The sequence below is a fragment of the Nostoc sp. CHAB 5715 genome, from assembly GCF_020829685.1.
Classification (GTDB): Bacteria; Cyanobacteriota; Cyanobacteriia; order Cyanobacteriales; family Nostocaceae; genus Nostoc.
The window spans coordinates 1-11,059 of the sequence record NZ_JAIVFR010000115.1; the positions used below are offsets into that span (position 1 = coordinate 1).

Sequence of the window (11,059 nt, forward strand, 5' to 3'; positions counted from 1 at the left end):
GGGTATTTTTACCTCCACCTGATGCAACATCTCAGATGATCTTTTTTGCTGAGGTACAATTCCAAAAGGATGAGTTACTGTACCATCGGTTTTTCTCAGAATCCATGCTGTATATGTATCGTAACCCATCGCTTTACGATGACTGGTACGGAGTAATTATTTTACAGTCTCGCAGCTTGGAACCGGAAAACACTACTATTCACAGATCGCTACTGAACAGTTCTCAAGTACAACGGATTTATTTGGATGAGTTAGGTAGTCCTGATGAGCAAAAAGTAGGTATCAGTTTGATGCAGTTGACTATTGCCTCAGATACTCAAATGGTGCAAGAAGCGAAACGTTTAATTGAGCGGGTGCAACAAGAACAGATAACTGTTTTAGCCAAGGAGGAGATAATAGATGTAATCACAACGATCGCAGTTTATAAATTTGCCAACTTAAGTCGTGAAGAGGTAGAGGCAATGTTAGGAGTTAAGTTAGAAGAAACTAGGGTTTATCAAGAAGCCAAACAAGAGGGACTAGAACAAGGACTACAGCGAGGATTACAACAAGGACGAGAACAAGGATTACAACAAGGACTAGAACAAGGACGAGAACAAGGATTACAACAAGGATTACAACAAGGACGAGAACAAGCAAAACTTGAAGTTGTCCCTCAGTTCTTAGCTCTTGGTATGTCGATGGAAGAGGTTGCCAAATTACTTAATTTAACCATCGAACAAGTAAGACTTGCAAATGAGCAAGAATCTTCAACATAAACTTAGTAACTGCTGCAATTTTCATAGCGATGCCTAGTTTGGGCTACGTCTACGCCCTTTCATATAAAAGCGTAGCCCAACGTAGATATCGCGCCAAATAAAAAAGCCAGTGCTGAAGAGAATCAGTGCTACAAAACCAAAGATTCTCTAAATTTGTAATTTTATGATACAACATTACAGTTTTTAGCCAGCTATAAAACAAACAACAGAAAGTGATACTATAATGAACCCTTTTCAACTCAACAAATATAGCGATCAAGAACCAAGCGAGAAACAACAAAAAAGATTTCCAGGATGGTTTGCTTTAGATTTTGGTACATCGAATTCCACAGTTACACTCTTCGATCCAATTGAAGTACCGATCGCAGAAATTCTCCCAAAAGAACAAGAAATGCGGTTGCGCGATCGCTTATCACAATGGCTGAGTTCTCCCGCCACAGTAGCTTTACCAGATGTCAATGCTGATGATTGGGAAAAGTTTATTGCAGAAATTAGCAGAAACCTGGAGATAGAACCCAGCCAATTGAGTGAAGTTTTTGAAAGTGACAATAAAGAGCAATTTTTAGAAGCAATTCGCCAAATTGAGCTTTCTTTAGGAAACAGCGAGAGATTCCGCCGTGCTGTACTACGTTATTTTTGTGTAGGGATTTGTTGACTTAAGGTTACGGCAACCTTTGAAATCCGTCTTACATTAAACTTTCCTTTGCGGCTATAACTGTTTTGAGGGAAACAGTATCTCGCTCTCCATCTCCGTTAGAATTGACTGACATCATTTAATTCTATATACTTCAACTGCATCAGTTCATGAGATGTCTAAGTGCAATAATCTCTATCTTTCCCGGAAACATCTGCTTATGGCTGTGTTTTATTAGACTACTAAAATTACTGTATTTTTAATTAACTAAGGTTATAAACTTGAGTAATTGCATTGGTATAGCTTACCGTAGGTATGCAATAGTTTGCCGCAGGAATGCAGATGGATTGGATTAGCTTACTCAAATCTCAACAAGCTGACTTCCTTCAACGTGTGAAAAAACCTAAAACTTATGACTTATCTTTGCTGGAAAGTCAAGTCAAAGGTTGTCACACTGAAATTATGGCTTTTTGGGGCGAGCCTTTGGCTAGACTCCAAGAACTTTCTCGCCAACAAGCAGAAGTTCTTGCCAAAAATCCGCCGCCGACGCCACCTGAATATCCTGAACCTCCTGACTGGACGATACCTTTTCCCACATACTTCCAACAACAAGCCCAAGATTATTTTTTGCGGGAGCATATTGTTGACGGGGTGATAACTGAACGCTTGGGGAAATTGGTAAAAAAGGTATCACAAGATACTGTGGAAAACATGGTTTTAGATGATGAGGGAAATTTGTGTGGCGAAAGCAAATTTTCTTATGTACTAAAAGATAATCCTCAGCTAAGTGTTCAAGTTTATGTTGCTGATGGAGAAAGTTTTAATGGTATTAAGAAAGACAAAATTCGGTGGTCGGTTACTCAAGAAGATTTAAGAAAGCACCAAGTATTAATTTTTCTGTGTTTGTTTTATCCATCTACAGGTAAGCTAGGATACGACGAAAAACAGAGCATAATTACAGGCTTTTTACCTGCAAATCTAATTGAACTTACTGAACCAAAACTCTACATTAATCCGAGTAGCTTGTTGTATGCGGGGGGGTTGAGTTGGTATTTAGAATCACTTATTTGTAAAAAAGATACGTCGCCATTAATTCATGATTTAGCGATCGCAGATACAATACAGACTCTACCATCAGACCATTGCCTTAAGGGTATTGTAGGTGACTGGGAATGCTGGCAAACTTTGCAAGGACACAACAGAGGCATTAATTGCCTAGCTTTCAGTTCCAGGTGTAAGAATGGCAAAGCTTTACCCATATTGGCAAGTGGTAGTCGGGGAGAGACGAAACTCTGGGATTTAAGCAAGGGTGAATTAATAGATACATTATCAGAGTATCCTTGGGTGATATCTGGGCTGGTGGATGAAGTGAATTCCCTGGCTTTTAGTTCAGATGGACAGATTTTAGTGAGTTGCGGTGCAGATTCCACAATTAAGCTTTGGCATGTAGGCGCTTTAGACTTGATAGATATTTTGCACAAACATAATGGGGTAGTGCGGTGTGCAGCCTTTACCCCAGATGGGAGAATGTTAGCGACAGGCGGAGATGATAGAAAAATTCTGTTTTGGGATTTGATGCAACGTCAGGTTGCGATCGCACTCTCTTTAGATGATACAGCTGCTCATTCCCTGGTTTTGAGTCGAGACGGGGAAACTTTAGTTACAGGTAGCTATCGCAAAATTAAAGTCTGGCGCACCTTACCCCAGACGGGAGTCGAAAGTTTAAAGGATGCACAACCACTGCATACCCTCATGGGTCATTCTCACATCGTTCGTTCCTTAGCGATTAGTGCAGATGGTAAAATGCTCGTGAGTGGTAGCTGGGATCAAACAATTAAAGTTTGGCAATTGGAGACTGGGGAATTACTTCATACTCTTAAAGGACATAGAGATAGAGTATATGCGATCGCATTAAGTCCCGATGGACAAATTATCGCTAGCGGTAGTGCTGATAAAACCATTAAGTTGTGGCATCTACAAACTGGAGAATTGCTGGGTACGTTTACAGGTCATACTCATATAGTCACAGCATTAGCCTTCACAGCTTCCGGCGAGATGTTGGTTAGCGGGAGTTTGGATAAGACTATTAAAATTTGGCAACGCAGTTAATAGTAATTCGTAATTCGTAATATCATGTCCGGCAAATTGCTTATGATAAGTCAAAAGCGAGTGCAACGAAGTGGAGCGAAGCAATTCCCTTGGACTCTGCGATGGGAGCATCCCACTTTTTTACATGTCATTGCAAAATAAAAACTGGGATGCACCCCTCTGCGATTGCTTCACTTCGTACCCTTCTCCTGACGGAGACGCTGCGCGAACGGGAACGCTAAGAGCGAACGCAATTGACTTGTGTTCAACCGGACATGATATAATTCGTAATTCGTAATTATCCAGTCTTTGAATTCTGTTGACGAGTCTTTAATACTCGCGGGAGAGTCTTTAATACTCGTGCGAGAGTCTTTGATACTCGCTGGAGAGTCTTTGATACTCGCGGGAGAGTTTTTAATACTCGTGCGAGAGTCTTTGATACTCGCTGGAGAGTCTTTAATACTCGTGCGAGAGTCTTTGATACTCGCTGGAGAGTCTTTGATACTTGCGGGAGAGTCTTTAATACTCGTGCGAGAGTCTTTAATACTCGCTGGAGAGTCTTTAATACTCGTGCGAGAGTCTTTAATACTCGCTGGAGAGTCTTTGATATCATGTTTGCCTGATTAGTTATGATAAAGTCAAAAGTGTTATGGAATAAGCTCTTTAGGGATTTTAAATGGTTGCTCTATTTACGCCGTGGCGTACTAGTGTAATCTGGCGTGATTACCACGTTAGTTTTTTGGGTATGTGGGTAGTATAAATTACTGGAAAAACTAATTTGGCAGATGGTAATGTTCAAAACTAAATTATCAAAATCCCATGCTCTGGGGGAATTTTACACCTTGAAGTTAATGCATCGCCATATTGGAGCGATCGCAGTTCTAATTTTAATTAGCTTACTGAGTTCATTGAGTGGAACACCAGATCGTCATAGCATCTCTAACTGCTGGGAAGGCTTTATCTGGGGATTGGCAGATCCAGTAATTGGCTTGAATTGTTTAATTGGTATTATTGCTATTAGCTTACTCTCATCTGTATTTGTTCGTGGCGCTGCGATCGCTGAATGTTTTGTCTTAGCATCAATCTTGGGGATTGTAATTCATTTATTTCAGCTAAATTTACCAGGTACAGAAATAGCGTTCGCCATTTCTACCATCGTTTTTGGTATCATGCTGATGATCCCAAATCAACCAAACTTTATACTACTTGCTCTGGTGGGCATCAGTGCTGGTTTATTTCAGGGTTACGCTGATGCCGAATCTATTATTGGGACAGGAATGATGTCACTAATTGCCTATATACTAGGCATGACCTTAACTCTGTTTGCGGTTGCCATGAGTGCCAGAGAAATTGGTATTGTAATGGGTATGGGAGAAATAAACCGAATTTTACCCTGGAAAATTAGCATTGCTGGCTTCGCTTTCTGTGCGATCGGCATTGTGTTTTTGAGCAATTCGATAATCTAAATCACATATAGTAATCCGCTTTGATTTTTGAAATTATTTGCGTAGGCGGGGAGTAGGGAATAGGGAGTAGGGAGTAGGGAATCAGGCTTTTCGAGGTGTACGGTGTTTATTCAAAAATCAAATAGGAATCCTATATTTCAATTTAGTGGAATACATTCATTTGTGGGGGCGTACAGCTAAGTGTACGCCCCCACTACGTCTTCAGACTGAAAATTGTCCAGCAATCAAGTAGCACAGGGTTTTAGTAACGCATTCCCCACGGATAAATCCGGGGGCTTTTAGCAGCCCTGAAGAATAGCGGTTTGGAACATGATGCAGGTTCCGAAACACTATCCCCCGAACCTCTAGGCGCGGTTACGATTGAACAGAGGATGTACTCATCCCCACGCCCCAAAAACACATTGTTTTGCCTCATAGCAAGCGATGTGTTTCTACCCACTACGAGACTACGCGACAGTCTCTTGTCTACTGGATAGCTGTTTCTGCTGGGTGGACAGTGCCTTATCCGATTTCGACATATTGAGATTATCTCATGATTTGCCTGATTAATGATCTGCGAATGAATTCGCTTTTCGCCGCCCCCATAAATAGAATTTAGGGGCTTCCTCGGCGCGGATAATTCGGTGAATAAGCTGATGCACCTCTGCGCTAATCTAGAGGCTATATCTTAAAAAAGGCTTATGACACCTGAAGAAATTACGGCTACGCTAACACAATTATTTGGCACATCGGCTGTTGGCGCGAACGCACCTGGATCGTGGCAAGTAGACACTTCAGCTTTCCGGCTGTTGGTGCTGCTTTCCGAAGATAATACTTGGTTGCGAGTTTTACTACCTATTGTGCCTATCCAAGAAGCCCAACCATTTTTAGAACAGTTCCTAGAAGCCAACTTTGATGACACTCAAGAAGTACGTTACGCTTTGTATCAAGGAGTGATTTGGGGAGTATTTCAACATAACAGTAGCACTTTAGTGGGTGCAGATTTGTCTAATGCAATTAATCGACTTGTATCTCTCCATGAGGCTAGATTAGATAATGTCTTTAATCGACTAATTGAAAGCCGTATCCAGCAAATTGTTCAGGCAGCAAAACAGCAAGGACAATCTCTGCAAGCTACTATGCAAAACTTGGAACGCTTTTACGCAGAAGGATTGATGGGTGAGATAAATCAAAGCTCAGAGGCGCGAGAAGAAGTTATAGCTGCTTGGCGGCGTCAGTTAGAACGTTTATGGAATGAGGGTTGATTTTAATTTTTCATAGGGATTTTGATCCGCGCCCCGTTTACATATTAAAGTAATTCACACATATATCTATTTATCATGGATATCATTAAAATTCTCAAAGAAGACTATCAAAGATTCCCAGTAAATCAAACTTACAGCATTTACGCTCCAGACGTTTATTTTCAAGATCCGCTAAATAAATTTCGTGGCGTTAAACGTTACAAACAGATGATTAATTTCATTGAGACTGTGTTTTTAGATCCCAAAATGGACTTACATAACATTCAACGTTTAGGAGACACAATAAAAACTGAGTGGACACTCAGTTGGAATACTCCTCTCCCCTGGAAGCCACGGATTTCCATTCCTGGTTGGAGTGAATTAAGTCTTAACTCTGATGGTTTGATTGTCTCCCATATCGATTATTGGAATTGTTCACGCTTAGACGTGGTGAAGCAGCATTTATTTGCTGCAAAAATCTAAACAATTAAGGCTTGATTTAATTCCCTCCTTACAGCCTTTTTCATCTATTTGAACCACAATTCCTTGTAGGGGCGCAGTTTAATTACCTGAAAATTGCTGTAAGCAAGAGGGTTAGGGAAAATCAAGCCTTAACAAGCGTAGTTTTCTTAAGCAGAAATACTCGCTCTAACTTTAGTTTTTTCCATCCTGAAAGTGCGCCTCCCTCGCACATGGGCTGCTGATGACGGGAGCGTCCCAAATGTGCAAGTTTATTTTTATACGCTATTTGGACTTAGGCGGAGAATGAAATAACGAACCGCAAAGGACGCAAAGAACGCAAAGGAAAGGGTTTGTACAAGGTTTTTGTGCCAGTCCTGTGTATTTTGGCTTGCATTAGGATGCTCCCCTGATGACAAGCCACTACGCGTCTATGCACTTCCATCAGAAGCCATTATGATGAATATCGCAACATTCATCATCAACGTCACGATATTCATCATCAACATCGCAACATTCATCATCAACATCGCAACATTCATCATCAACATCACGATATTCATCATCAACATCACGATATTCATCATCAACATCACGATATTCATCATCAACATCACAACATTCATCATCAACATCACGATATTCATCACTAACGTTAAAGCAATCGTCCAAAAAACCAGGTGCAATATCGTAATTAAGAGAAATTACTTATATTTAAGTATTAGTTTTATAACAAATAAAATTATTCACGAATTTTACTGAACCAGAAAACAGCTTTACTAAGTCAAACTAGCTCTAGAACCCTCTCTAACGAATATATCTATGTCCCGTCCAAAACGTACATCCCGTATTCTAGAAAAAGCTGAATTGAGATCCACTGGACTGAAAGCAATAGATTCAAACATGGATTTTGGCGATAATTGCGATTTGCAAAATCTGACTAAATCAATTGAGCAGTTACGCACTATGCTTGATGCTTATAACATCGCTCTAGCTATGATTGACTCTTCCAAAACTAAAATTGATGAGATGGAAAAAACCTTGAGCAATCTTACAGATAAGCTGGTGAGGGGCGTTGCTTTTAAGTATGGCAAAAACAGCACCGAATATGAGATGGCGGGTGGTATTCGTGATAGCGAACGTGTCCGCAAAAGCAGGTTAAGCCGCCTGAAAGCTGGTGCAGGAGAAGTATCAGATGAGAATGCTAAAACCGCCTAGTACCGCAAGGCGGAAGTCAAAAATCAAAAGTCAAAAGTCAAAAGTATTATGGAATGAGCTTTTTAGGAATTTTAAATGGTTGCTCTATTTCCGCCGTGGCGTACTAGTACACCACGGCGCAAGGCAGAAAGCAGAGGCGAAGTAAGCTTTTAGCAAGGGACATGGAGAATGAACAAACGCTACTTGTTCATTAAAACCATTTGTTGTTGACTGCTGCGATACCTTTGGTGGGCTTTGCCTACGCAATTTATTCTATTTGCTGATGCTCTTTAATAAGCAAGGTTTGTATACAGTTAATATCATGCAATACCATGCATATTATCTTGTGCATTTTGTAGTATAGTCTCATTTTTGGTGATGTAGAAAATGTTGCAATCTGCGAGTTTCAATAACTTTACTTATCCAAATGCTAATTAGACTTTATAGTAATACGGTGTTTTTCCTTACAATTTCTCGGCAGATTTTTACCATGATTTATTCTCACAAATTGCAGAAGTATTTCGCAGCTTGCTCTTTATCTGTAGTATTAGTAGCTGATTTAGTCATCACACAAAAAGCTCCTCCAGCTTTTGCCCAGACGGTAAATTCATCTATTGGTAATGGTGTAAAATTCAGTTGCAATGATAGTGAAGCGACTATCAAAGCTAAAAATGGCCCCAAAGTAATTAAAGGAAGTACAGCCATTTACATTGGTTATCAGCAAGTCTCATCTAATAACAAAAACCCCGTGACAATCCGTTTCAATAGTGGTATCAAATCATGGTGTAGAACTGATTACGAAACAACAAATGACGACAGTACAGGTTACGGATTGTATTGGGATGGGGGCAATGTTTTATATGGCGTTTACTCCTCCACCGGTAGTCAGAGTGGTAATGATTTTCGCCGCTTTGCAACTGGGCGTTGGTTGTCTAGCTATGGTAGCGGGGGTGGGCCAAAAGTCGCAGTTATAGCCCGAATTAATCCAGCCAATGGCCAGGTTAACTATGCCACATTTTTAACTGCCAAAAAGGCAGATAATGGACAAACGAACTCTTTAGTTGTCCAAAATCTATCATGGAATGGCACAAATTTGACTGTGCAAGCAAAGTCATGGTGGACTCCCCGTCGCGCTAATACAAATTCCATGACTTGCACTGGTTCATCACCTTATCAATACACAGCAGTATTCACTGGCGATTTAACAAAGGTGAACTCGGCTTCAGCTCCTACCTGTAGTTAAACGGTAATGATTTCGCTATCAAACCGCAACGCGAGAGTCATTAATCCTTGAGATACCGCCCCTTTAAAGAACATGGTTTGAATTATAACGGTTCTCGACCCAGTGAAGTAGAATTTTGACTTTTGACTTTTGACTTTTGACTTCCCCGAAGGGGCTGACCTCACTTCCATTCCTCTCTTCTAAAAGGAAAGAGGCTTTGAATTTTTCCCCCTTCCCGCGACGAGTTGGGGGTTAGGGGGTTAGGTCTATTTGCATACCTTTATCTCACCAGATTGAAAATAGCTATAGTCCATGTAAGAAAGTTTTTCCGCCCACTTTCTTTTACTAATGACCAATGACTAATGACTAATGACCAATGACTAATTTTTCCCATTCGGACGTTGAATAATTGTTTCCACCACCCGGCGCTTGGCTTTTGGATCTATACCTACCAAGCGCACGTACTCACCGCTATATTCTGTCAGAGTTGATTCCAAATTTGAGATTGCATCAGATTCGGCATCGATGTGGCTATGAACACAAGTTTGCCAAGCACCTGTGCGGAAGCGGCGCTCATCTACGTGTTCAATGCTAATTTTGTAACCTTGAGATAATAATTGCCTAATTTGAGCTTGTGTATCCAAGCTCAAATGGGTACTTGATGCTTGCTGTTTCTGGAATCCATTAGTTTTTGCTTCTTGAGTTGCACCATTGCTTGACGGCTGATTAATTGGTGTTACAGCAGCAGGTTGTGCAGATTGAGAATTTCTACCTCGATTGAGTCGGTTGTAATCATCAACCAAATGGGAATTTTCCACCCGTTTTTGTTCACCAACGAGGAAGTTACCAGACTCGATTAAGTGAGACAGACTGAAATCTGGCTTTTTAAATTCTGGTGGCCCTTCAGTGCTGTTAACCACATTCAAGGATACCCGCTCAAAACCTACTTGATGGATGTAGTTGCGGATTTGTTCGTCATAAATGCGCGATCGCAAAGCACTAAAAAAGTCAATGGACTGATTGACAAAAGTATCAACTAGCTGTTCAACTTCTTTCTGTGACAGCCCATCCAATTCAAAAATTCCCTTGACAATTCCCACCTTGTCGTCTCGATTTGGTTCCCAGTAAAATTTCTCCATCCGTCCATCCCGAATTAACGGTGCATAAAGGGTAGAAAAATCATTACCTGTGACAATAATCGGTACACGATGTAAAGGCGTGGAATCATAGCTTCCAGGTAACTGCACATCTGTGGGATTATCAGCAATATTCATCAGTGTGGCATTCACCAACTGCGTATTTACAGTATATTGAGTGCCTTCATCAAAGCGTCCAGCACCGGCATCTAAATCGTTAATCATCAGTACACACATTTTGCCGCGTACTTTGATCAGTTCTGCTGTTTCCCGATAGCGCAGCCGAATCAACCGCGCTGGATCTCCTGCATCTGGACTTTCCAACTCGCCGCCAGATATGTTAGTCACTTCGATACCCATTTTCTCGAAGACTAATTGACATTGAAATGTTTTGCCTTCTCCTTTGCGTCCGTGAATACCTAAAATCACGGGAACTCGGACGCCAGGAAGCTTTAGAAAGTTTTTGGTGATGTGGACAGCGAGTTTGTCTAGAAAGCGGGGAGCGATGTAGTAACCCATAAAATTATCTTTGCCTAGCACTGCTTAAAGTAATGTTAAGTTTTTTTGGCGATGACTGTTTATTTATCTTTTGGTAGAAAAGCAACGCGATTTACCACACACGTCTTATTGGATATGCATCAAAAATTTTATCAGCACTCAGTAAAGGTATATTTTCCACTATCGATTGTGCAATTAAAAGTCGGTCGAATGGATCACGGTGATGTAAAGGTAGTGTAGCAACAACAGTAATATAGGACTAATATTTGATTTCTGAAAAAGCTCGGTACAACTCGAAAAGCCTAATTCCTTATTCCCTACTCCGTACAGACGCGATTAATCGCGTCTCTACCCACTCCCCGCCTACGTAGATAATTT

The 11,059-nt window shown here is 40.8% G+C and carries 10 protein-coding genes and 2 pseudogenes; 9 read left to right on the forward strand and 3 right to left on the reverse strand.

The window, feature by feature from the left end; all coding sequences use genetic code 11:
- The 7 genes and pseudogenes from LC574_RS08810 to LC574_RS08840 all read left to right on the forward strand — a co-directional run.
- Nucleotides 1-758, forward strand: a 758-nt coding sequence (locus LC574_RS08810) for an Rpn family recombination-promoting nuclease/putative transposase (protein WP_229452956.1), incomplete at its 5' end; no start/stop codon positions are given.
- Nucleotides 759-981: 223 nt separating this feature from the next.
- Nucleotides 982-1,383: pseudogene (locus LC574_RS08815) on the forward strand (molecular chaperone); the annotation flags it as partial.
- A 351-nt stretch (nucleotides 1,384-1,734) separates the two neighbouring features.
- The gene (locus tag LC574_RS08820; protein ID WP_229452958.1) at nucleotides 1,735-3,501 is read left to right on the forward strand and encodes a WD40 repeat domain-containing protein; all 1,767 of its coding nucleotides are present in this window, start codon (nucleotides 1,735-1,737) and stop codon (nucleotides 3,499-3,501) included.
- Between the two features lie 288 nt (nucleotides 3,502-3,789).
- A complete protein-coding gene (locus tag LC574_RS08825) occupies nucleotides 3,790-4,107 on the forward strand; it encodes a hypothetical protein (RefSeq protein WP_229452960.1) in 318 nt (105 codons plus the stop codon).
- A gap of 164 nt (nucleotides 4,108-4,271) precedes the next feature.
- Complete coding sequence (locus LC574_RS08830) at nucleotides 4,272-4,946, forward strand: HupE/UreJ family protein (protein ID WP_229452968.1); 675 nt, start codon at nucleotides 4,272-4,274, stop codon at nucleotides 4,944-4,946.
- 680 nt (nucleotides 4,947-5,626) lie between these two features.
- On the forward strand, nucleotides 5,627-6,190 hold the full coding sequence (locus LC574_RS08835; RefSeq protein ID WP_229452970.1) for a leucine zipper domain-containing protein: 564 nt from the start codon (nucleotides 5,627-5,629) through the stop codon (nucleotides 6,188-6,190).
- Nucleotides 6,191-6,265: 75 nt separating this feature from the next.
- A complete protein-coding gene (locus LC574_RS08840; RefSeq protein WP_229452972.1) occupies nucleotides 6,266-6,652 on the forward strand; it encodes a DUF2358 domain-containing protein in 387 nt (128 codons plus the stop codon).
- A 420-nt stretch (nucleotides 6,653-7,072) separates the two neighbouring features.
- Here the strand turns inward: LC574_RS08840 and LC574_RS08845 are convergent, their stop codons facing one another.
- Nucleotides 7,073-7,300, reverse strand: a complete 228-nt coding sequence (locus tag LC574_RS08845) for a hypothetical protein (RefSeq protein WP_229452974.1) — start codon at nucleotides 7,298-7,300, stop codon at nucleotides 7,073-7,075.
- A 150-nt stretch (nucleotides 7,301-7,450) separates the two neighbouring features.
- Here LC574_RS08845 and LC574_RS08850 point away from each other — a divergent pair, with 150 nt between their 5' ends.
- Complete coding sequence (locus tag LC574_RS08850) at nucleotides 7,451-7,846, forward strand: hypothetical protein (protein WP_229452976.1); 396 nt, start codon at nucleotides 7,451-7,453, stop codon at nucleotides 7,844-7,846.
- 469 nt (nucleotides 7,847-8,315) lie between these two features.
- On the forward strand, nucleotides 8,316-9,068 hold the full coding sequence (locus LC574_RS08855) for a hypothetical protein (RefSeq protein ID WP_229452977.1): 753 nt from the start codon (nucleotides 8,316-8,318) through the stop codon (nucleotides 9,066-9,068).
- Nucleotides 9,069-9,427: 359 nt separating this feature from the next.
- On the opposite strand, the gene LC574_RS08860 is transcribed toward LC574_RS08855, so the two are convergent.
- Both LC574_RS08860 and LC574_RS37875 read right to left on the reverse strand, forming a co-directional pair.
- Nucleotides 9,428-10,702: a ribulose bisphosphate carboxylase small subunit gene (locus LC574_RS08860; RefSeq protein WP_229452984.1), complete on the reverse strand. Its 1,275-nt coding sequence runs from the start codon at nucleotides 10,700-10,702 to the stop codon at nucleotides 9,428-9,430.
- 91 nt (nucleotides 10,703-10,793) lie between these two features.
- Nucleotides 10,794-10,937 (reverse strand): annotated as a pseudogene (locus LC574_RS37875) (type II toxin-antitoxin system VapC family toxin); the annotation flags it as partial.
- Between the last annotated feature and the right edge of the window lie 122 nt (nucleotides 10,938-11,059).

What these genes read in the sequence shown, in the direction of transcription:
- LC574_RS08820 (WP_229452958.1), top strand. Translation starts at nt 1,735, where the DNA reads ATGGATTGGATTAGCTTACTCAAATCTCAACAAGCTGACTTCCTTCAA.
- LC574_RS08830 (WP_229452968.1), top strand. Translation starts at nt 4,272, where the DNA reads ATGTTCAAAACTAAATTATCAAAATCCCATGCTCTGGGGGAATTTTAC.
- LC574_RS08835 (WP_229452970.1), top strand. Translation starts at nt 5,627, where the DNA reads ATGACACCTGAAGAAATTACGGCTACGCTAACACAATTATTTGGCACA.
- LC574_RS08840 (WP_229452972.1), top strand. Translation starts at nt 6,266, where the DNA reads ATGGATATCATTAAAATTCTCAAAGAAGACTATCAAAGATTCCCAGTA.
- LC574_RS08850 (WP_229452976.1), top strand. Translation starts at nt 7,451, where the DNA reads ATGTCCCGTCCAAAACGTACATCCCGTATTCTAGAAAAAGCTGAATTG.
- LC574_RS08855 (WP_229452977.1), top strand. Translation starts at nt 8,316, where the DNA reads ATGATTTATTCTCACAAATTGCAGAAGTATTTCGCAGCTTGCTCTTTA.
- LC574_RS08860 (WP_229452984.1), bottom strand. Translation starts at nt 10,702, where the DNA reads ATGGGTTACTACATCGCTCCCCGCTTTCTAGACAAACTCGCTGTCCAC.